The 21,728-nt window shown below is 67.3% G+C and carries 19 protein-coding genes; 9 read left to right on the top strand and 10 right to left on the bottom strand.

What is annotated here, in order from left to right; all coding sequences use genetic code 11:
- Position 1: 1 nt before the first annotated feature.
- The 3 genes from AC4LGL_RS22595 to rpsA form a co-directional block, all read right to left on the bottom strand.
- Entirely contained in the window at positions 2–736 is a 735-nt protein-coding gene (locus tag AC4LGL_RS22595; RefSeq protein WP_491840711.1) for a FadR/GntR family transcriptional regulator, read from the bottom strand.
- A gap of 104 nt (positions 737–840) precedes the next feature.
- On the bottom strand, positions 841–2,004 hold the full coding sequence (gene coaE / locus AC4LGL_RS22590; protein WP_491840710.1) for a dephospho-CoA kinase: 1,164 nt from the start codon (positions 2,002–2,004) through the stop codon (positions 841–843).
- Positions 2,005–2,080: 76 nt separating this feature from the next.
- The gene (gene rpsA, locus AC4LGL_RS22585; RefSeq protein WP_055114791.1) at positions 2,081–3,526 is read right to left on the bottom strand and encodes a 30S ribosomal protein S1; all 1,446 of its coding nucleotides are present in this window, start codon (positions 3,524–3,526) and stop codon (positions 2,081–2,083) included.
- A gap of 233 nt (positions 3,527–3,759) precedes the next feature.
- Between rpsA and AC4LGL_RS22580 the strand changes: the two genes are divergently transcribed.
- Positions 3,760–4,971 carry a PrsW family intramembrane metalloprotease gene (locus AC4LGL_RS22580; protein ID WP_491840709.1) on the top strand — a complete coding sequence of 404 codons (1,212 nt, stop codon included), beginning with the start codon at positions 3,760–3,762 and terminating at the stop codon, positions 4,969–4,971.
- Here AC4LGL_RS22580 and AC4LGL_RS22575 read toward each other — a convergent pair.
- Positions 4,968–5,351 carry a MerR family transcriptional regulator gene (locus AC4LGL_RS22575; protein ID WP_491840708.1) on the bottom strand — a complete coding sequence of 128 codons (384 nt, stop codon included), beginning with the start codon at positions 5,349–5,351 and terminating at the stop codon, positions 4,968–4,970. The two genes, AC4LGL_RS22580 and AC4LGL_RS22575, sit on opposite strands and share 4 nt — an antisense overlap.
- Positions 5,352–5,402: 51 nt before the next feature.
- On the opposite strand from AC4LGL_RS22575, the gene AC4LGL_RS22570 reads away from it, so the two are divergent.
- Together AC4LGL_RS22570 and AC4LGL_RS22565 are read left to right on the top strand one after the other, a co-directional pair.
- Positions 5,403–6,347 (top strand): MBL fold metallo-hydrolase, encoded by a 945-nt coding sequence (locus AC4LGL_RS22570; protein ID WP_491840707.1) that lies wholly within the window; start codon positions 5,403–5,405, stop codon positions 6,345–6,347.
- Positions 6,348–6,400: 53 nt separating this feature from the next.
- Complete coding sequence (locus AC4LGL_RS22565; RefSeq protein ID WP_491840706.1) at positions 6,401–7,036, top strand: LysE family translocator; 636 nt, start codon at positions 6,401–6,403, stop codon at positions 7,034–7,036.
- Positions 7,037–7,061: 25 nt separating this feature from the next.
- Here AC4LGL_RS22565 and polA read toward each other — a convergent pair whose 3' ends face one another.
- Both polA and AC4LGL_RS22555 read right to left on the bottom strand, forming a co-directional pair.
- Complete coding sequence (gene polA / locus AC4LGL_RS22560) at positions 7,062–9,722, bottom strand: DNA polymerase I (RefSeq protein WP_491840770.1); 2,661 nt, start codon at positions 9,720–9,722, stop codon at positions 7,062–7,064.
- Positions 9,723–9,756: 34 nt separating this feature from the next.
- Entirely contained in the window at positions 9,757–10,641 is an 885-nt protein-coding gene (locus tag AC4LGL_RS22555) for a LysR family transcriptional regulator (RefSeq protein ID WP_491840705.1), read from the bottom strand.
- 71 nt (positions 10,642–10,712) lie between these two features.
- Between AC4LGL_RS22555 and AC4LGL_RS22550 the strand changes: the two genes are divergently transcribed.
- Genes AC4LGL_RS22550 through AC4LGL_RS22540 form a run of 3 tightly spaced genes read left to right on the top strand, consistent with a single transcriptional unit; the run spans position 10,713 to position 13,642 of the window.
- A complete protein-coding gene (locus AC4LGL_RS22550; protein WP_491840704.1) occupies positions 10,713–11,834 on the top strand; it encodes an FAD-dependent monooxygenase in 1,122 nt (373 codons plus the stop codon).
- A complete protein-coding gene (locus tag AC4LGL_RS22545; RefSeq protein WP_491840703.1) occupies positions 11,831–12,499 on the top strand; it encodes an alpha/beta fold hydrolase in 669 nt (222 codons plus the stop codon). The genes AC4LGL_RS22550 and AC4LGL_RS22545 overlap by 4 nt, the downstream gene beginning before the upstream one ends.
- Before the next feature lie 36 nt (positions 12,500–12,535).
- A complete protein-coding gene (locus tag AC4LGL_RS22540; RefSeq protein ID WP_491840702.1) occupies positions 12,536–13,642 on the top strand; it encodes an ABC transporter substrate-binding protein in 1,107 nt (368 codons plus the stop codon).
- Here AC4LGL_RS22540 and AC4LGL_RS22535 read toward each other — a convergent pair.
- Together AC4LGL_RS22535 and AC4LGL_RS22530 are read right to left on the bottom strand one after the other, a co-directional pair.
- Complete coding sequence (locus AC4LGL_RS22535; protein ID WP_491840701.1) at positions 13,575–15,068, bottom strand: FAD-dependent monooxygenase; 1,494 nt, start codon at positions 15,066–15,068, stop codon at positions 13,575–13,577. The two genes, AC4LGL_RS22540 and AC4LGL_RS22535, sit on opposite strands and share 68 nt — an antisense overlap.
- A complete protein-coding gene (locus AC4LGL_RS22530) occupies positions 15,065–15,622 on the bottom strand; it encodes a TetR/AcrR family transcriptional regulator (RefSeq protein WP_491840700.1) in 558 nt (185 codons plus the stop codon). Before AC4LGL_RS22530 ends, AC4LGL_RS22535 begins: the two co-directional genes overlap by 4 nt.
- 121 nt (positions 15,623–15,743) lie before the next feature.
- On the opposite strand from AC4LGL_RS22530, the gene AC4LGL_RS22525 reads away from it, so the two are divergent.
- The 3 genes from AC4LGL_RS22525 (at position 15,744) to AC4LGL_RS22515 (ending at position 17,698) form a co-directional block, all read left to right on the top strand.
- Positions 15,744–16,181, top strand: coding sequence for a Zn-ribbon domain-containing OB-fold protein (locus tag AC4LGL_RS22525; RefSeq protein ID WP_055114812.1), 438 nt, complete (start codon positions 15,744–15,746; stop codon positions 16,179–16,181).
- On the top strand, positions 16,181–17,383 hold the full coding sequence (locus AC4LGL_RS22520; protein ID WP_064880966.1) for a lipid-transfer protein: 1,203 nt from the start codon (positions 16,181–16,183) through the stop codon (positions 17,381–17,383). Before AC4LGL_RS22525 ends, AC4LGL_RS22520 begins: the two co-directional genes overlap by 1 nt.
- Before the next feature lie 87 nt (positions 17,384–17,470).
- Positions 17,471–17,698 (top strand): DUF167 domain-containing protein, encoded by a 228-nt coding sequence (locus tag AC4LGL_RS22515; protein WP_491840699.1) that lies wholly within the window; start codon positions 17,471–17,473, stop codon positions 17,696–17,698.
- 8 nt (positions 17,699–17,706) lie between these two features.
- Here the strand turns inward: AC4LGL_RS22515 and AC4LGL_RS22510 are convergent, their stop codons facing one another.
- Positions 17,707–19,701 carry a DUF7064 domain-containing protein gene (locus AC4LGL_RS22510; RefSeq protein ID WP_491840698.1) on the bottom strand — a complete coding sequence of 665 codons (1,995 nt, stop codon included), beginning with the start codon at positions 19,699–19,701 and terminating at the stop codon, positions 17,707–17,709.
- A gap of 45 nt (positions 19,702–19,746) precedes the next feature.
- Entirely contained in the window at positions 19,747–21,684 is a 1,938-nt protein-coding gene (locus AC4LGL_RS22505) for a primary-amine oxidase (RefSeq protein WP_491840697.1), read from the bottom strand.
- Positions 21,685–21,728: the final 44 nt, after the last annotated feature.

The following is a 21,728-nucleotide window of genomic DNA, read 5'->3' as shown; positions in this document are numbered from 1 at the left end:
CTCAGCGCTTCAGCCAGGACTCGACCGTGTGCCGGGTGTCGTTGATATGGGCTTCCATCTGGGTGGCGGCCAGTTCCGGATCACGGTTCGCGATAGCTTCGAGGATCGACTCGTGGTAGTCGTTCGCGTTGGGCTCCAGGCGTCCGAAGATCGCACCGACCGGTAGCCACATCCTCCGGCGGGCGTCCGCGACCGCCTCGGCCAGCCGATCATTCTGCGAAGCCTGGGCGATACCGAGATGAAACGCCGAGTCCAGGGTCTGAAAATCCGCGGTGTGCTGGGCAGACTGGTCGTTCATCCCCGTCTGGAGCGCGGAATCCATGTCTTTGAGCAGCCTGCGCAGCTCGGTCACGTCCGTGGCGCGGCGCCGCTCGGCGGCCATCCGGGTGGCGCCGGTCTCGACGATCACGCGGTAGTCGAAGGCATCGCGGATCGCACGCTTGTTACGGCGCATCTCCCGGCGCATCACGGCCGCGTCGTAGTGCGGCGCCTGGACGGTGAACCCGCCACCACGGCCACGCCGCACGGTGATCAGGCCCTCCTTCTCGAGGACGGCCACGGCAGCGCGCACGGTGGTGCGAGAGACGTCGAGCACGTCCGAGAGTTCGCGCTCGGTGGGCAGCCGATCCCCGGGCCGGAACTGACCGCGTTCCAGCGCCCGCCGCATCTGGTCGACGACCAGCTCGTGTGCGGCAATCTGGCGGACCGGAACCAAGGCCGGTTTCAATGTTGGCACGTTCGTCCCCCCTTTGGACGCTTCGAACGCTACCGCACAGCAGAACAGCGGCCCACGCAGCCGACCTGGATAGCGACGTGCGAAACCTGGTGCCGCCCAGCGGCCTAGGGCCGCCAGCCCGTCGTATCTGCCCATTTCCAGGCGCGTCGGTAGGCATCCAGGAACCACGGCTCTTTGGCCACGGCGTAATCGGCCGTCGCGAGCGCGGCACGCTTGACCGCCAGATAGTCGGCCTGCACGCCGGGGTTGGCCCGCAGCCAGTCGACGAACATCAGGGCGAACCGCTGATTGGGCCTGCCGTCTACCCGGATGTGCACGTTGGTCGGCCGGCCCGGATCCGCCGAGGCATGGAAACGCTTCTGCCACAACGCCGGATCGCCATCGTGCGGTGTGTCGGTGGTGATGTCCGGCACCACGGGATAGCCGGCGGTCAACAGTGCCTCGGCGAGTTCGTCGGCGATCTCCAGCGAGCCGACCGTCACCTGCACATCGATGACATCCTTGGCGTCCATCCCCGGCACGGCGGTCGAACCGATGTGGTCGATGCGCACCGCGCGGTGGCCGCAGGCCGTGTTGAGCCGGGCCAGGATCCGGCGAGCCTGATCCGGCCACGTCGGGTCATAGGGCACCACGGCAGGGTCGCGACGGGCAGGCCGACGGATCTGCAGGTTGTGCGCGAAGGGCAGGATCCGCTCGTGCCAGAGGGCGCGAGCCTGCTCGACGACGGCGCCCGGGCTGCCCGAGTTGTCCAGCCACACATCGGCGACCGCACGGCGCTGTTCCTCGGTGGCCTGAGCGGCGATGCGGGCGCGGGCGTCCTCCTCGGTGAATCCGCGGTATTCGATGAGCCGCTTGACGCGCAGTTCCGCGTCGGCGTTGACGATGATCACCAACGGGAACATCGGCGCCATCTGCGATTCCACCAACAGCGGGATGTCCTCGACGATCACGGCGTCTTCGTGGGCTGCGGCGATGAGCTCTGAACGACGGTGCGCCACCAGCGGATGCACGATGCCGTTGAGGGTGGCGCGCTTCTCGTCGTCGCTGAAAGCGACCGCCGCCAGCGCAGGACGGTTCAACGCCCCCTCGGGCAGCAGAATTCCGTCGCCGAACGCCTCGACCAACTTGGCCAGGCCCTCGGTTCCGGGCTCGACCACCTCACGGGCGATGACGTCACCGTCGACGATGATGCCGCCGAGATCGCTGAATGTGGCCGACACTGTTGACTTCCCGGCGCCGATACCGCCGGTTAACCCGATACGAAGCACGCCCCACAGTGTGTCAGGCCCCCACAACGACGAACGCCCCGACCCAAAGGGCCGGGGCGTTCGTTGTCGTACTTGTCTAGGCGTTGCCTGCGAGCTTCTCGCGCAGAGCGGCCAGCTGTGCGTCGCTGGCCAGCGTGCCACCGGTGGACTCCTCGCGACCAGCGCCGTTGGACGACGACGAGGTCGGACGGGCAGCTTCCTCGGCCTCGGCCGCGGCGAACTTCTCCATCTGCGTGGTGTGCATCTTGTGGCGACGCTCGGCCTCGGCGTAGCGGGCCTCCCACTCCTCACGCTGCTTGTCGAAGCCTTCGAGCCATTCGTTGGTCTCGGCGTCGAAGCCCTCGGGGAAGATGTAGTTGCCCTGCTCGTCGTAGCTGTCGGCCATGCCGTACTTCGACGGGTCGAACTCCTCGGTGTAGTCCTCGTTGGCCTGCTTGAGGCTCAGCGAGATCCGGCGACGCTCCAGGTCGATGTCGATGACCTTGACCATCGCGTCGTCGCCGACCTGGACCACCTGGTCCGGGACCTCGACGTGGCGCTCGGACAGCTCCGAGATGTGCACCAGACCCTCGATGCCCTCTTCGACGCGGACGAACGCACCGAACGGCACCAGCTTGGTGACCTTGCCCGGCACGATCTGACCGATCGCGTGGGTGCGGGCGAAGTGGCGCCACGGGTCTTCCTGAGTCGCCTTGAGCGACAGCGAAACCCGCTCGCGGTCCATGTCGACGTCGAGCACCTCGACGGTGACCTCGTCGCCCACCTGAACCACCTCGGACGGGTGATCGATGTGCTTCCAGGACAGCTCGGAGACGTGCACCAGGCCGTCGACGCCGCCGAGATCGACGAAGGCGCCGAAGTTGACGATCGAGGAGACGACACCCTTGCGGATGGCGCCCTTCTGCAGCTGGTTGAGGAACTCGCTGCGCACCTCGGACTGGGTCTGCTCCAGCCAGGCGCGGCGGCTCAGCACCACGTTGTTGCGGTTCTTGTCCAGCTCGATGATCTTGGCCTCGATCTCCTTGCCGATGTACGGCTGCAGATCGCGGACACGACGCATCTCGACGAGCGATGCGGGCAGGAAGCCACGCAGACCGATGTCGAGGATCAGGCCGCCCTTGACGACCTCGATGACGGTGCCCTTGACGGCCTCGTCCTTCTCCTTGAGCTCCTCGATGGTGCCCCAGGCACGCTCGTACTGAGCGCGCTTCTTGGACAGGATCAGGCGGCCTTCCTTGTCCTCCTTGGTGAGAACGAGGGCCTCGACCTCATCGCCCACGGAAACGACCTCGTTGGGGTCGACATCGTGCTTGATGGAGAGTTCGCGGGAAGGAATGACACCTTCGGTCTTGTAACCGATGTCGAGCAGGACCTCGTCACGGTCAACCTTGACGATGGTTCCCTCGACGATGTCGCCATCGTTGAAGTATTTGATGGTTTTGTCGATGGCGGCGAGAAAGTCCTCAGCCGAGCCGATGTCGTTGACGGCTACTTGCGGCGAGGTGACGGAGGGAGAGGGCATGTGGTGGGTTGCTCCGGACAGGTTTACTAGTAGGGACAATTGTGTTGCATGTATTGCGTTCGTGCGGATCCGTGACGGCGACTAGAAGTTGTCCAGCTGTACGCACAGATACGTAACGAGGGTACTCGACCAGGCACACGCAGGACAAACCGGCTCCCCTGAAGGTCGTTCCGACGGCCCGCCGGAGCGTCCGCGAAACAGCGCCGGGGATGGCAGCCCAATTTGTGCCAGGGATGGCAGCTACCCACCGCTACGCTTCGCACGTGGCGTACTCCCCGACCCCCGGCCCCCCTCATCGGCCGTGGTTCCCGATCACCGCACCAATGCCGAGACCGGTACGCAAGGTCGGGGCCCCGCTGGCCGCGATCATCGCCTGTGGTGTCGTCATCGGTGCGCTGGTGCTGCTGTTCACCGCACTCAACCCGGCCGGCGCGATCATCGGGTTCACGCTGTCCAGCATCGTGATGACCGGGGCGGTGTTCGCCTACCTGTGGCTGGACCGATGGGAGCCGGAGCCGCCCCGGTTGTTGCTGTTGGCGTTCGGCTGGGGTGCCGCGGTCGCCGTCGTGCTCTCCCTGATACTCGGACTGTTCGCCGATGCGCTGCTGGCGACTCCCGGGGTCGACTCGTCCCACAGTTTCGCCTCCGTGGCGATCCGGGCGCCGTTCATCGAAGAGGCCGCCAAGGGCCTGTTCCTGCTGGTCATGATGACCGGCAAGCGCCGCAATGAGCTCAATTCGCTGACCGACTGCCTGGTCTACGCCGGCCTGGTCGGTCTCGGGTTCGCCTGGCTGGAAGACATCATGTACATCTCCAGCGCGGATTCGTTGGGGGGATCCCTGCTCACCGCGGCGCTGCGACTGATCATGGCGCCGTTCGCCCACTCGCTGTTCACCACAATGACCGCGATCGGGGTGTACTTCGCACTGCAGCGGCGCAGCGGCGTCGCCAAAGCGCTGTGCATCCTGGCCGGCTACCTCGGCGCGGTGCTCATGCACGGGCTGTGGAATGGCTCGTCACTGCTCGGCGCCGGAACCTACTTCATCGTCTACATCGTGTGGATGGTGCCGATCTTCATCATCATGATCGTGGTCGCCGTCACCAGCCGTCGCCGCGAACAGCGCGTGGTGGCAGCCAAGCTGCCCGGCATGGTCGCCGCCGGGCTCATCACCCCCAACGAGGCCACCTGGCTCGGATCGTTGAAGACCCGCCACGGCGCCGTGCAGCAGGCGACGCTGGCCGCCGGGCGCCCCGCGGGCAAGGCTGTCGCTGCGTTCGCGGCCGCCGTCGTCGAACTGGCCTTCGTCCGCGACCGCATCGACCGCGGTTTCGGCGATGCCCAGGTGTACGCGCTGCAGCAGGAAGAGGTGTATTCGGTGGCGGCCGCCCGCTCGGCCGCACCGATCCTGCAGTGGTTGGCGGGATACCGCGCGCCCGCCCGCTAACGCGCCGATTGTGCGAATTCTGCACAGTCGGGGCACTCCGAAACGATCGGATGCACGCACGCGACGACGTGGGAGAGGAACTGCTCTGCGCGCTCCAGCCGAGCAATGTCAGTTCTGATCCGCTGCAGCGTGGCGGTGATCATGTCGATTCGGGCATCCCGGTCTGCGGCGCGCAATTCGCGGATCTCCGCCAAAGCCAGGCCGGCGTGTTGGCAGAGCCGCACCAGCCGGGCCCTGGCGAGCAGCTCGTCGTCGTAGCGCCGGTGCCCTGACGCGCTCCGCAGCGGGACCAGGACTCCGACGTCTTCCCAGTGCCGCAGCACGTGCGACTCGACACCGACCGCCGCGGCGGCAGCCCCGACCGCGTACATATCGCCCATGTGGGTTCTCCCCTTGACTTCAGGTCGACCTGAAGTTCTAGCTTCGCACACATGACTACCACTGCCGTCCAAAGTCCGGTTCGACAACCGAGCCTGTGGGCCTGCTGCTCGGCATTCGCCCAGGCACCGGTCGGGCTCGTCCGGCCGCGACGCGCCGACCGGAGCTTCCTGCAACAGCTGTCCGACGCCGGCCTGCCGCCCGCCACACAGACCGTCAGAGTCCGCGCACTACGCCAGATGCCCAAATGGGTGCCCACCGCAGGCACCGTCGAGGGAACCCACACTCCACGGCGTATTCCCATCGCCCTGACAGCGTTCGTCATCGAGCATCCGCAGGCCCGCTTCGTGGTGGATCCGGGCATGTGCACCGATGTCGGCGTCCGGGTGCTGAGCCAGCTGCCTGCCGTGCTGCGTCCGGCTGTCGGGCCGCCGGCCGAGGCGATCACCACCGCGGCGGCACTGGCCGAGGAGCTCGGCGAGAATCACGTCGACTTCGCGCTGCCGACCCATCTGCATTGGGACCACATCTGCGGGCTTCTCGACCTGCCCGCCATGCCCGTGCACGTCCACCACGCAGAACTCGACTGGGCCACCAGCGGTCCGGTCGCACCGGCGGGCGGCGTGCGGGATTCCCTGCAGCACAGGACGATCACGACATTCACGCTCGACGGCCCGCCCGTCCTGACGTTCGAGCGAAGCCACGATCTATTCGGCGACGGCGCGGTGCAACTCGTCGACCTCGCCGGCCACACTCCCGGCAGCATCGGCCTCCTGCTCAACACGGCCGGCGGATGGGTACTGCTGGCCGGCGACGCCGCATGGCACAGTCTCGGGGTGGAACACATCCGGCAAAAGCCCAGTTACCCAGGCGTATTCGCCGATGAGGATCGCGACGCGAGCTTCCGCACTCTGCACCGGCTGCACGCGGTCAGAGACCAGGTCCGGATCGTCCCGACACACGACCACACCGCCTCGACATCGCTGCCGCAGAGCTAGTCGGACGCACCGGCAGCACGGCTTGATTTGCACAGGTCAGCCATACTTCGTGGATGCTCGCCCACATTCTCGACGTCCTGCCGGCGTTCCTGGTCGCGTCGGTGATCCTCGCCGCGTTGCCCGGTCCGGCCACGGTGCTGTTCCTGCACCGCTCGGTGCGGGACGGCCGTGCCGCGGGCCTGGCGGCGGTCGTGGGCAACGAGATCGGCATCTGCGGTTGGACACTGGCCGGCGGTGGCGGACTGTCGATGCTGCTGACCGCCAACCACATGCTGTCACTGGCGCTGCACATCGTCGGAGCCGCCGTCCTCGTCTGGCTCGGTGTCAGCGCGTGGCGCAGCGCCAAGCACCCCGCCGACATGGACCTGGCACTCCCGCCGCGCGGCCGGACCCCGGCCGCCGCGTTTCGCGCGGCACTGCTGTCCATCGCCGCCAACCCGAAGGCGGCGGCCTTCGGCATCGTGGTGCTGCCTCAGTTTCTGCCCACCAGCGGACCTGTCCTGCCGACGTTGCTCGTACTCGCGCTCATCCAGCTCGTGGTGGACACCACGTGGTGCGTCGGCGTCGTGATGGCCGCCCACCGCGCACGCAACGTTCTGAACCGCACCCATATCCGGCGCCGGATCGAACGCGTGATGGGGGCCGCGCTGGTGGCGCTGGGCATCGGGCTGGGCGCCGACGCACGCTAATGCGCCGGCTCCAGCCTATGCGCGGCTAGTGCGCCGCGGCGTCCCAGCTGCGGCCGTAGCCCACCGACACCTCCAGCGGCACATCCAACGGATACGCGTTGCCCATGTGCTCACGCACCAACGCCTCCAGCGCGTCCCGCTCCCCCTCGACCACCTCGAAGAGCAGTTCGTCGTGCACCTGCAGCAGCATGCGTGACTTGAGCCCGGCGTCCTTGATGGCCTCGTCGACGTTGATCATCGCGACCTTGATGATGTCGGCGGCGCTGCCCTGGATGGGCGCGTTGAGCGCGGCCCGCTCGGCGGCCTCGCGAACGTTGCGGTTGCTGCTGTCGAGCTCGGGCAGGTAGCGCCTGCGCCCGAACACCGTCGAGGTGTAGCCGTCCTTGCGGGCCTGGTCGACGACGTCGCGCAGGTAGTCGCGGATGCCGCCGAAGCGCGCGAAGTACTGCTCCATCTGGATCTTCGCTTCTTCGGTAGAGATCTTGAGCTGACTGGCCAGCCCGTATGCGCTCAAGCCGTAGGCCAGGCCGTAGGACATCGCCTTGACCCGGCGACGCAGCTCCGGGGTGACCTCGTCGATCGGCACGTCGAATGCCCGTGACGCGACGAACGAGTGCAGGTCCTCGCCGGTGTTGAACGCCTCGATCAGGCCTTCGTCGCGAGACAGATGCGCCATGATCCGCATCTCGATCTGGCTGTAGTCCGCCGTCATCAGCTCGGAATACCCATCGCCGACCACGAAGGCGTCCCGGATGCGCCGGCCCGCCTCGGTTCGGATCGGGATGTTCTGCAGGTTGGGCTCGGTGGACGAGAGCCGACCGGTGGCGGCGATCGTCTGGTTGAACGTGGTGTGAATCCGGCCGTCGGCGGCGACCGCCGCCAGCAGCCCATCGACGGTCACCTTCAGCCGGGTGGCGTCCCGGTGGGCGAGCAAATGCTGCAGGAACGGGTGCCCGGTCTTGTCGAACAGCGATTGCAGCGCATCCGCGTCGGTGGTGTAACCCGTCTTGGTGCGCTTGGTCTTGGGCATCTCCAGCTCGTCGAACAACACGACCTGCAGCTGCTTGGGCGAGCCGAGATTGATCTGCTTGCCGATGACCGCATACGCGGCCTCAGCGGCGTCGCGGATCTGATCGGCGAACTCGCTCTGCAGCTCCGTGAGGTACTCGCTGTCCACGGCGATGCCGGTGTGCTCCACCTGGGCGAGCACCCGCTGCACCGGCAGCTCCATGCGCCCCAGCAGAGATGACGAGTCGATCTTGGCCAGCTCCTCGTCGAGCGCATCGGCGAGGTCCAGCACCGCGCACGCCCGCAGGATCACGGTCTGCACCGCCTGCTCGTCGACCCCGTCCGAATCGTCGAGTAGTGAAAGCTGTTGCTGTTCCGGGCTTTCGGCGCGCAGTTCCCGCTTGAGGTACCGCACCGACAGATCGTCGAGGGCGAAGCTGCGCTGCCCCGGCCGAACCAGGTAGGCCGCCAGCGCAGTGTCGGAGGTGACCCCGCGCAGCGTCCACCCGCGGCCGGCCAGGTCGTGCATGGCCAGCTTGGCCTCGTGCAGGGCCTTGGGTGGGCCCGGGTCGGCCAGCCAGGACGACAGCGCTTGCTCGTCCTCAGCCGTCAGCTTGGCGGTGTCGATGTAGCGGCCGTCGCCGTCCGCGGACACGATGGCCAGGGCCGTGGCGTCGGCGTCGTAGGCCAGATGCGTGCCCACCACCGCCATCCCGAACCGGTTACCCAGGCTGTGTTCGGAAAGCCACGCGGCCAGCTCGCCCGGCTCCAGTGCACGCCCCCGCACGTCGAACCCGTGCTCGACCTCCGGCTCGGCGGCCACCAGCGTGTCGAACAGCCGATCCCGCAAAACCCGGAACTCGAGATCGTCGAAGAGCCGGTGGATCTGGTCGCGGTCCCACGGCAGCAGGCGCAACGTGTCCGGGGTCTGGGCCAGCGGCACATCCTTGACCAGTTCGGTCAGCTCGCGGTTGAGCACGACGCCGGACAAATTGGACCGCAGCGACTCGCCGACCTTGCCTTTCACTTTGTCGACGTTGTCGACCAGGGACTGCAGCGAGCCGTATTCGACTATCCACTTGGTGGCGGTCTTCTCCCCCACACCCGGGATGCCGGGCAGGTTGTCGCTCGGGTCGCCGCGCAGCGCGGCGAAGTCCGGGTACTGCGTCGGTGTCAGGCCGTACTTCTCCACCACCGCATCCGGCGTGAACCGGGTGAGCTCACTGACTCCCTTACGCGGGTAGAGCACGGTCACGTCGTCGCTGACCAGCTGCAGCGAGTCACGGTCGCCGGTGACCACCAGCACGCGGTAACCGGCATCCTCGGCCTGGGTGGCCAGGGTGGCGATGATGTCGTCGGCCTCGAAGCCGGGCTCGGCCAACACCGTGATGCCCAGCGCGCCGAGCACCTCCTTGGTGATGTCGATCTGGCCGCGGAACTCGTCGGGCGTCGCCGACCGGCCTTCCTTGTACTCGGGGTATTTCTCCTTGCGGAACGTCTGCCGCGACACATCGAAGGCTGCGGCGACGTGACTGGGCTGCTCATCGCGCAGCAGATTGATGAGCATTGCGGTGAAGCCGTACACGGCGTTGGTTGTCAGCCCACCCTGCGTCTTGAAGTTCTCCGCAGGCAGCGCGTAAAACGCGCGGAAAGCCAGGGAATTACCGTCGAGCAGCATCAGTGTGGGCTTCGCGTCCGTCACGGCCCTAACTCTATGCACCGCCGCCGACGAGTTCGGCGGCCATCTCGATCAGCGCCCGCGCGGCCGGGCTGATCGGCCCGCTCGCGCGCCAGGCCAGCACGAGCCGACCACGCAGTTCAGGCCGGATCGAAATGGCGTGGACATCGGTGCGTTGACGTGCCACCGAACCCGGGACGATCGCCACGCCCAGCCCCCGCGCAGCGAGATCGGCGAGCGCGTCGGGCGTGGCGGCCTCGAACACCACGTGCGGCGTGACGCCGGCCGCGGCGCAGGCCCGGTCGAACTGCCGACGGATGCCGCCACCGGCAGGCAGCGAGATGAGCGGGCGCTGCGCGAGCGCCGCAAGGGTGACCGTGCGACGCGTCGCCCAGGCGTCAGAACGGCTCACCACAGCCTCGATCGGCTCCTCGGTCGTGGTCGCGACCGCCAGGCCGTCGGGCACCTCGGAAGAACCGACCGACGTGATCGCGACATCGAACCTGCCGCTGCGGACACCGTCGATCAGCGCATCCGAGGTATCGGTGGACAAGGTGATCTCCACCGCAGGGTGGGCCCGGTGGTAATCGGCAAGCAGTTGCGGCAGGTCGACGTTGTGGGCTGTCACGGTGCCCACCGTCACCGAGCCGCGGACCAGCTGGGTGAGTTCGTCGACCGCGGTCCTGGCGTGCCGCACCGCGTCGAGGGCGGCCCGCGCGTAGGGCAACACCGCCGCCCCGGCAGCGGTCAGCCGGACCTCGCGCCGGGACCGGTCCAGCAGCGGCTGACCCAATTCCCGCTCCAGCCGGGCGATCTGGGCGCTGACTGCGGGCTGCGCCACGTGCACACGCTGCGCGGCGCGGGTGAAGTTGGCCTCCTCGGTGACGGCGACGAAGTACTCGAGCTGCCGCAATTCCATAACACTTGATTATAGTTTGTGTACTGAGATGGTATTGGACTTATAGATACTGCTCCGCGCAGGCTTGGGTCATGGACATCGTGATCGCAGGGGCCGGTATCGGCGGCCTCACCACCGCACTCGCCCTGCATGCCCGGGGCATGGGCGTCACCGTCGTGGAATCGGCGCGCGAGCTCACCGCACTCGGTGTCGGTATCAACCTGCTTCCGCGTGCGGTCCGTGAGCTGACCGAACTCGGCCTGGGCGACGCGGTCCGCGCCATCGCAGCCACCCCGGCCGTCATCGATTTCTATTCCTCGGACGGGACACTGTTGTTCCGCGAGCCGCGCGGAATCGAAGGTGGCTACGGTTACCCGCAGTGCTCGGTGCACCGCGGCCGGTTGCAGATGGTGCTGCTCGACGCGGTCCGGGCCCGACTCGGATCCGACGCGGTCCGGACCGGTGCCGGCGTCGTGGATTTCGCCGAAACGGCAGACGCAGTGCGCGTGCAAACCCGTGCCGGCGATTTCACCGCCGACGTGTTCGTCGGCGCCGACGGGGTGGGCTCGATGGTGCGGCGCAGGCTGCACCCGGGCCCCGATCCCCTGCTGTGGTCCGGCGTACGGATGTTCCGTGGCGCCAGCCGGATTCCCCCGTTCCTCGACGGCCGCACGATGGCCATCGTCAAGGGTCCCCGCGGTGTCGAGCTGGTCACGTATCCGATCGGCGGTGATCTGGTGAACTGGGTACTGCAGGTCCCCGAAGCCGGCCCCGGCACCCTTCCCGGCGACGCGAACTGGAACACCCCGACCGATCCCGCAGACGTGACCGCCCATATGTCCGGGTGGCACCTGGACTGGCTGGACACCGCCGAGCTGGTGGCCCGATCCGACACGGTGTTCGAGTACCCGATGGTCGATCGGGAGCCATTGCCGCACTGGGGAACTCAGCGCATCACACTGCTCGGCGATGCCGCACACCCGATGTACCCGGTCGGAGCCAACGGCGGATCCCAGGCCATCCTCGACGCCACCGCGCTGGCCGACGAACTGGCCGCCGGCCGCGGTATCGCCGGGTACGAAGCCCGCCGCGTCCCGGAGACGACGGCAGTGGTGTATGCCAACCGTGAGATGCACACCGGTGACCCGCGCGACCTGGACCGCGTCACCGCCACCTACCGCCGAAACACACTGGCGGACCGGAGTTCCCGATGACCACATATGTACTCATACCCGGCGCATGCCACGGCGGCTGGTGCTTCGACGACCTGGCCGCTGCGCTGCGGGCCGACGGCCACCGGGTGCTGACGCCGACCCTGACCGGGGTCGCCGAACGCGCGCACCTGGCTCACGCCGGGGTCAACCTGGGCACCCACATCGCCGATGTGCTGGCCGATTTCCACGCCCACCGCGTCACCGACGCGGTACTGGTCGGGCACAGCTACGGCGGCATGGTGATCACCGCGGTCGCGGACCGCATCCCGGATCGTGTGCGCACGCTGGTCTATCTGGATGCGTTCGTCCCGCGCGACGGCGAGTCGTGCTGGTCGCTGACCAACGACGAGCAGCGCCAGTGGTACATCGGAGTCGACGCGACCGGATACGGCGTGCCCCCGCTGCCGTTCTTCGACGAACGCGCGACGGCCCACCCGCTGGCGTCACTGTTGCAGCCGGTTCGCCTCGGCGATGAGCCGCCCGGGATTCGCCGGATCTACGTCTGCGCCCGCCGGTGGCCGACGGAGTCGCCGTTCGCGCCGACCTACGAGCGGCTCCGCAGCGACCCCGCATGGACGACGTATGCCCTCGACGGGGCGCACAACCTCATGCGGGACAACCACACTGATCTGGTGCGCATCCTGCGGGACGCCGCCGGCGGGTAGTCCGCCGACGACGCGTCGGTCGCGTAACCTTCCCTCGTGCCGTCACCCCGCTCGATTCCGATCGGTCAGGTGACGTCGCTGACCGGTTCGAATTACATGGGTCTGGAGAACCGGGACGGCGCAGAACTCGCGGTACGGCAGTTGAACGACGCCGGCGGTGTCCTCGGCCGCCGCGTAGCGCTGACCGTCGAGGACGACGCGAGTCTCCCTGCAGGCGCAGTGGCCGGCTACCACCGGTTGGCCGATCAGGGCGTCAGTGCCGTCGTCGGCACTTCGTTCTCCAACGCGAGCCTGGCGGTCCTGCCGCACACCGACGATCGCAAGGTCGTGTACGTATCGACGGGAGCGGCGCATACCCAGGTCGATCCGGTCCGTCCGTATGTGTTCATGACGCCGCCGACCGGGCGGCTGGTCGCCGCACAGCTGCTGAGGTACTTCCGCGATCAGGGTCTGACCCGAATCGCGGTGGTGTTCGATTCCGACAGTGTCTTCAACCGCGAGGCGTGGGCGGCACAGGAGACCATGCTGAGCGAGTTCGGAATCGAGGTTGTCGCAGTCGAATCCGTCAAGGTCGACACCCGGGACTTCGGGCCCGTTATCGCGGCGATTGCTGCAAGTGCCGCACAGGCTCTGATGGCGTGGGTCACCGGTCCCCCGGCGACCGGATTGGCGTTGGCATTTCGCTCAGCGGGCCTGAGCATTCCGATGGTCGCCGGAATCGGTGCCGCCAGTCCGGCATTCGTGGACGAGGTCGGTCCGGGCGCCGACGGAATCGTCGTGGCGACTTCCTTGGTGGGCGTCGAGTCCGACCTGCCACCGTCGGCGACCCGCGCCGTCATCGCCGGCCTGACCCAACCGTTTCAGCGCCGTCACGGTGCGCCACCGTCACAGTTCGCGGTGGACGGGTACACCGCCGTAAAGCTCATCGCCGGAGCCATCGACGCGGCGGGCGAGGACACTCCGGACGCGGTCCGGCAGGCCATGGAATCCCTGACATGCCTCACCCCTGAGGGCAAATACCACTTCACGCCCGCCGATCATTCGGGCCTCGACGTGGGGGACGTGGCCGTCGCAGTCATTCGAGATAGTCGGTTTCGGCTGACACCGTGGTCCCGAGCGGAGTTGCTCCGACACCTGACATAGCGGTCAGTGGCTCCCCCGCCAGACTGAGCCGCTCGCGGATGACGTTCGCCTGGGTGCTGATTGCGCCGATATAACCGTCGGGACGCACCAACACGTAGGTGCCAACAGGTACGTCGTAGTCCGGACTGGGTCCGAGGCTCACCTGGGGAACGCCGAAATCGACTGGTTTGCAGTCGAATTCCAGCACAGTCCAGTGCGGTCCGCGGAATACGTCGAACCACCGACGGCCATCGGGCAACAGACCGTCCGGTGCCCGGTCGCCGGGTTGCAGCGTGCCCATGCGCGGGTCGCCGGCCGCCAGTGGACCGCCCCGGTAGCTGATGTCCAACTGGTGGATCGCGGCCGGCGCCGGCCCCGTCCCGCCGAAACCCTGGCGGTGTAGCGCACCGCTGAGTTGCAGTACCTCGGCGGCAACTGGCAGGCGTTCGGCCTCATAGCTGTCCAGCAGGTCGGTGGGCGCACCGGCGATCACCGCGGCCAGTTTCCAACCGAGGTTGTAGGCGTCCTGCACCCCGATGTTGACACCCTGTCCTCCGGCCGGTGAGTGCACGTGAGCGGCATCCCCGGCGAGGAACACGCGACCGATCCGGAATTGTTGCGCCAGCAGGAGATTCACCCGGTACAGCGAGATCCACCGCAGGTCCGACAGTGTGACGTCGCGACGGCCCGACCGTTGTTCGAGCACCGCCTGCATTCCCTCGAGGCTCAGCGGGGGCGGGTCCTCGCCCGGCGCCATGGTGACCACCAGTTGGTAATGCTCGGTGCCGGGGAGGTTCCACAGCGAGAACCGCCGGGACTGGTCGCCGTCACGGGTCAGCATGTGACAGCAACGGCCGTCGAGTCCGGCGGCCCGCACGTCGCCGACAATGATGCGTTCCTCGGTCAGCGCACCTCCGAGGAACTCGACACCGGACACCTTGCGCACCGTGCTGCGGCCGCCGTCGGCGCCGACCAGGTAGTCGGCCTGGATCCGCCCGCGGTTGGTGTGCACCGTGACGCCCTCGTCGTCCTGCGTGAAACCTGTTACCTCGGTGTCGAATTCGATCGTGCCACCGAGTTCGGCGAACCGCGTCGCCAGGATCTGGTCGGTGCGCCATTGCGGGATCAGCCAGGTGTACGGATACGGCACCGCCGCTGCGGGCTCCAGCTCGGGTAGCCCGAGGAGGTCGTAGATCGGTTTCTCCCAGACCACGTCTGCGCCGCGGTAGAGCCGCATGGGCGGGAAGGGCTCACCGGCGGCCAGTACGGCACCGATCACACCGAGGTCGTCGAAGACCTCCAAGGTGCGCGGCTGCAATCCCTTGCCGCGTGACCCGGGGAACAGCGTCGCCGCCCTGTCCAGCACCCGGGTCGGCACGCCTCGACGCGCCAGTTCGATGGCCAGGGTGAGTCCCGTCGGCCCGGCGCCCGCGATCACGACCGTCATCGACAGACACCTCCCAACAGAACCAGCAGGACCTCGTCGATCAGCCGCGCACTGAACGCCGCGTCGACCGGCAGGTCGAGGTGGACCTGGCGCAGGATCATCGCCTCTGCCACATCGTGGATCAGTTCGACGTCGGTATCCGCGGCGATGTCACCACGGGCGATGGCCCGTTGCAGCGCATCGTGGAACGGTGAGAGCTCCTCTTGGGCGACGTGTTCGCGGACGGCCTCGGCCAACTGTGGGTCGTGGCGCATCAGGGTCGCGAGCTCTGCGGTCACCCGCGTCAACGGGTCGGCCACCTCCGCGGCGACCGCATCCATGACGGCGAACAGGTCGCTGCGCAGCGCCCCGGTGTCGGGCATGGCGGCGTTGCGGGCGGCATCCGCAGCGTCCAGAGTGGCGCGCACCAGCTGGGCCTTGTTCGGCCACCGGCGGTAGATGGTGGCCTTGCTGGCACCTGCCCGCGCGGCCACGGCGTCCATCGTCAGTGCCTGATATCCCCGCTCTGCCAGCAGTTCGGCCGTCGCAGCCAACACTGCCTGTTCACGTTCCATGCCTCGCACCATGCCCGAAGCGTACGAAACCGTTTCGTACTCTTCAAACCAATATCCTGGTCCGCGGGACAAAACTGCAACACGTTTCAGTTTTGCGGTCTTGATCGTTTAGGCTGGCCTCGTGCCAGCAGCATCTTCGCAACCCGCGATCGACGGATGGTTCGCCACCGACGACGCCGGTGCCACTCACCTGATCGGCGGCAAGTGCACTCAGTGCGCCACCTTCGTGTTCCCGCCGCGCGAGAACAACTGCCCCAACCCGGCCTGCGCCAGCGACACCCTTGACCTGGTGCCACTGTCCCGCCGCGGAAAGGTGTGGAGCTACACCGAGAACCGGTACCTCCCGCCGTCGCCGTACCCCAAGACCGACCCGTTCGAGCCGTTTGCGATCGCCGCGGTGGAACTGGCCGACGAAGGCCTGATCGTTCTCGGCAAGGTCGTCGAGGGCACCCTCGCCGCCGACCTCAAGGTCGGCATGGAGATGGAGCTGACCACCATGACGCTCTACACCGACGACGAGGGCGTCGAGCGCACCACCCACGCCTGGAGGATCGCCTGATGAGCGCACCCGAACCGCTGTACATCCTCGGCGCGGGAATGCACCCGTGGGGCAAGTGGGGACGCGACTTCACCGAGTACGGCGTCGTCGCCGCCCGCGCGGCCCTGGCCGAGGCGGGGCTGGACGCGCAGCAGATCCAGTTCATCGCCGGCGCGGACACCATCCGCAACGGCTACCCGGGCTTCATCGCCGGGTCGACGTTCGCCCAGAAGCTCGGCTGGAACGGCGTGCCGGTGTCGTCTTCGTACGCGGCGTGCGCGTCGGGTTCGCAGGCGCTGCAGAGCGCCCGGGCTCAGATCCTGGCCGGGTTCTGCGATGTCGCGCTGGTGATCGGCGCCGACACCACGCCCAAGGGTGCGTTCGCGCCCGTCGGCGGCGAGCGCAAGAACGATCCCGACTGGCAGCGCTTCCACCTGCTCGGCGCGATGAACCCGGTGTACTTCGCCCTGCTGGCGCGGCGCCGGATGGATCTCTACGGCGCCACCGCCGAGGACTTCGCCCAGGTGAAGGTGAAGAACTCCCGCCACGGCCTGCAGAACCCGAATGCGCGCTACCGCAAGGAATCCGCGATCGAGGACGTGCTGGCCAGCCCGGTGGTCTCCGACCCGCTGCGCCAGCTCGACATCTGCGCCACCTCCGACGGCGCGGCCGCGCTGATCGTGGCTTCGAAGTCGTTTGCCGAGAAGCACCTGGGGTCGCTCGAGGGTGTGCCGTCGGTACGCGCGATCTCGACGGTGACGCCGCGCTACCCGCAGCACCTGCCCGAATTGCCGGACATCGCAACCGATTCCACCGCAGTCGTGGCGGCGCCGGAGCGGGTGTTCAAGGACCAGATTCTCGACGCGGCCTACGCCGAGGCGGGCATCGGCCCCGAGGACGTCAGCCTCGCCGAGGTCTACGACCTGTCCACCGCGCTCGAGCTGGACTGGTACGAGCACCTGGGCCTGTGCGCCAAGGGTGAAGGCGAGCAGCTGCTGCGTTCGGGCGCCACCACCATCGGCGGGCGTGTGCCGGTCAACCCGTCGGGCGGTCTGGCCTGCTTCGGCGAGGCCATCCCGGCCCAGGCCATCGCGCAGGTGTGCGAGTTGACCTGGCAGCTCAAGGGTCAGGCCACCGGCCGGCAGGTCGAGGGCGCGAAGGTGGGCGTGACCGCCAACCAGGGCCTGTTCGGCCACGGCTCCTCGGTGATCGTCGCCCGGTAGTCACGTGGCCCCGCGAGCGTGCGTGTCTGCTCCGCGACACGCCGCCGCGCACCGGCATTTTCCGCACGTTCGCGCAACCATGAAGGTGTGAGCGAAGCCGTCGTCGTCCGCGTCAAACCCGGCAGCCGCAAAGGCCCGCTGGTCGAGGTCGCCGACGACGGCGCGCTCACCATCTACGTTCAGGAACGAGCGGTCGACGGCAAAGCCAATGACGCCGTCACCAAACTGCTTGCCCAGCATCTGGGTGTGCCGCGCAGCCGCGTGGAGTTGATCTCCGGAGTGACTGCGCGGCTCAAGCGTTTTCGCATCACCTGAGCAGGCCACTACCCCAGGTTGCGGTTCCACTCCAGCCAGCCGATGCCGGTACGCCCGTCGGCGGTGCGAACCTTCGCCCAGGCACGCGGGAACTGGCTGATGCGACCGTCGGCGGCCACCAGCAGCACCGGGGCGTGCCCCTGGATGTCGACAGTCGCCTCGATGTCGCCGGGCTGCAGGGTCAGCGTCGTCGACACCGGTAGATCGTCGGCTCCGACCATGTATTGCGCTGTCACCGACTGTAATTCGACGAGTGGCTCACCGTCGCGCTGCGAATAGCCGATACCGATTGGTGGCATTCCGGCGATCCGGATGTCCACGCCGTGCAGGTGGGTGCCGTCGTCGAGATGGATCGCGCTCCACACCCAGTTCATCGACCACCAGTCCCGCACACCCCACGAATGGTCGCGCTGACCCGGCACGGCGTTGATGCCGAACGTCTGCTCCCCGATCGTCACGGTGCCCGTGACCGTGCAGGGAATCTCATAGCGGGGCGTGATCCGGTACTGGTACGGGGTTCCGACTGTGGTCCAGGTCAGGTCCATGGTCACGTCAACCGGCCGACCGGTCTCACCGCGCAGCAGCGCCGCCGGATCATCGTGAGACTGCCCGGTACCCGACGCCGTGACGCGGTAGGTCTTGAGCGGTTCGACCGGTTGCAGGCTCAACTCGACCCCGTCACCCTTGATCAGCTCCGGTGCGGCCGGTACGGCATGAAAGTCGTTGAGCGCCACCGTCGGCATGCCCGGACCACAGAACAGCACATTGACCCACGCGGTGTCCTGGTTGGGGATCAGGCCCAGGCGGACCCAACCGCCGAAACCCGCGGCGGGATCGGTGAAGTCGAAGTACCAGCTCTCGTTCCACAGCTCTTCGTCGGTGGGCAGGTGCGGATGGTCGTCCTCGGCGGCAGGCACCAACGGCTCCGGAACCGACGCTGGCGCAAGGATATCCAGTGCCCCGGTGTCCAGAACATGGCTGCAGTGCCGGTCGAGCATCGTCATGAACATGTGGTCGCCGCGTTCGGTACGTTCCACCAGCATCGAGGAGATGATCGCCATCATCACGCCGAAGAAGCTCTGCCGCCGCACGCCGTCGCGCACCTGATCGAGCGTCAGTGCCGAGTCCGAACCCAGTGCCTGGTGATACGCCGCCAGCAGCTCGTCGTAGTGCGTGCGGCGCTGTTCGACGGGTAGGGCGCAGCCGATGAAGTAGGCGACATCGGTGAACGCCGGCCCTTTGGTGACGGTCTGCCAGTCGACCACCGTGAGGGCCCGGTCCGCACCCGCATCGCCGAACAGCATGTTGTCGAGTCGATAGTCGCCGTGCACCAGACCCAGAGGCCGGTCGGACGCGCCTTCGTCAGCCAGGTAGGCGTCAAAACTCTCGACGAGTCGCTCGCAGACGTGGCGCTGCCCCGGCGTGATCAGACCCGCGTACCGGTCGACGAAGGCCGCATACAGACCGGAAATCAGCGCCTGGTTGACCGGTGCCTCACGGTTGAGCCATTCGGCCCGGTTCAGCGCCTCGGCGCCGGGTTCCGACCCGTGCATGTGACCGAGCTCGGTGAGCGCCACGGCGGCCTGTTCGGCTGTGGCGCCACGGATCTCGTCACCCACCACGGCGGGCACCGCATCGCCCAGCAGCAGATCGAAGGCACCGGTCTCGGTGTCGATCGCGGCGTGATAACACGGCGCCACGGGCCCGGGCACCAAGGCGGGCGCGATGTCGGTGTAGAACCGCACCTCCCGCTCGTAGAGCCCGAGGGCCAGCCCGGTCTGACGACTGTTGGGATCGGTGGCGGCCACCTTGAGCACCACCGAGGCCGGCCCGGCCGAGTCCCCGGCATAGCTCAGCGCGACGCGGTAGCACTCGCTCATCTGGCCGGTGCCGATCCGCTCGAAAGTGAAAGCGCTGACCTCGCCGGCGCCGAGGGCGGCGGTCAGCCAGTCACAGGTCAGGTCTTCGGGGCGGTCGAGTACGGCTGTCTGAGTCGGTTGCACACAGGCAACCTAGCAGTGTTCCGCGTCACACATGACAGGTGTCAACTAATGGTGTGCCGCCTTGGCATGACCGTGGGCACAGGCGTTCGGCGGGGTGGCCACCACGTCCAGTGCCGGGTTGCGGTCGAAGAAGCCGAACGGCTTGAGCCAGAACGACACCACGTCCACCGGCATCACCGGCCAGTCCTCCGGACGGGTGATGTGGTGGATGCCGAACACGTACCACAGCACCACGTCGGTGTTGTCGATCGACCGGTCGGCCTTCGTCCACTCGCCCAACCCGGTATCGGTCACCGACTGGTTGACGAACTCCCCCGCCGGCCAGCGCTCGTCCGGTTGGTTCGGGGTGACCCACAGCGTGTGGGCGATGACATTCGCACGCTGAATCACCGGTGAGGCGGGGTCGAACATCGCCGGGATCGCGCCGGTGGGAACCAGCTTGTACGACGGATGGGTCCCGAGGCCGTTGACGACGTTGGTATTGACCACCTTCCAGGCCCGCTGGGTGGCGAAGTTGACGTCCTGTTTGCCCTCCTGCTCGGTGCGCAGCGCCTGATTGCGGACCACCAGCGACAGGCCATACGGATTGTCCGGGCTGATCGGTTCTGCATACGACTCGGTCATGTAGACCGTGTTGTCGGTGCCGTCGACATCCAGATCCAACCGGGCGATCAGGAAGTGCTGATGGAACGGCGCGTAGGTGCGCTCGTCGACCAGCGTGCCGTTCTTCGGCGTCGGCCCGGCCGGGAACGGTGTGGTGACCATGATCCCGGTGGCGCGGACCTCGCACTCGATGTTGCCGTCCTGGTACAGCCGCCAGTACACCAGGTATTCGTAGTTGGCGACGGTGACGTGGAAAGACAGTGTGAGCCTGCGCATCCGGCGTACCTCGGCACCCGCATCGTGGTCGACGTGCTTCCACAGCACGGCGTTGTCTTCCTCGTGGATGCAGATCGCGTTGGTGATGGTGTACGGCTCACCGCTGCTGTTGTGCAGAACCGCATCCAGATAGCGGATCTCACCGAGGCAGTCGCAGCCGAGCTCCAGCGAGGTGGTCATGAATCCCAGACCCCACTCGCCGATGTCGAACGCCGTGCGCCGGTAGTGATCGACCGAGGAGTCCCGATACGGCACCACCATCTCGGCGAACGACATCCGGTGTGCCACCGAACGATCCACGTCTCCATCGCGGTACCGCACGGTGTGCAGGGTCATGCCCTCGCGATGGTTGAACCCGATCCGCAGCGACCAGTTCTGCCACCGCAACAGATTTCCGTCCAAGGTGAACGAGGGGCCCTCCGGCTGCGTGATGTCGAGCGGCTTGAGTGGATCCCGGCGCGATGCCGCCCGGATCCGTTCCGGGATGTGATGCGGCACGTATTCACCCATCACGTCCGGCTTTTCGGAACTGCCGTCATCTTCGACCCGCAGCACTTCCATGCTGTTGATGTCGATCACGCAATGCAGACCGCTGACCGGGTGCGCGTATGGATTGGCGCCGGCGGCCTGCTTGTACCAGGTGTCCGACCAGCCGATCCGCCGGTCACGATATTCGGGTGGCGCCACGGCATCGCCGTAGGTCCAGGTGTCCATGAAGACGTTGTCCAGGTCGGTGATGCCGCGTCTGGCCAGCGCGGCGATCACGTCGGGGTGCCGGCGCAGTACCTCGTCGCATTCGACGAACTCGTCGACGGTGAAATTGGCCTGGACGCCCGGAACATGGTCGAAGTTCTCGACCCGGTCATCGGTCAGCGACACCACGCCCTTGTACGTGGCGTTGGCCGCCCGCTCCAGGCAGATCACGGCCGCCCGCCGGGCCGGTGCAACGCCACCACCGTCGAACGCGGCCAATTCGGCCTTGGACGGCTCCACGAGTTCCACCGAGGCAACCCGCCAGCCCGCACCCACTCCGCGCTCACGCCGCAATATCGCCGCCACCGCACGAAACTCGTCGGCAGACAGCGGATCCAAGGGGTAATCCACGTCAAATACGCAACCACACCGGAGGATTCCGTGCAGCGAATCGC

It is taken from the genome of Mycolicibacterium arcueilense (assembly GCF_058536225.1).
The sequence above is the reverse complement of the archived record's forward strand: the minus strand, read 5'-3'. Positions and strand labels throughout refer to the sequence as shown.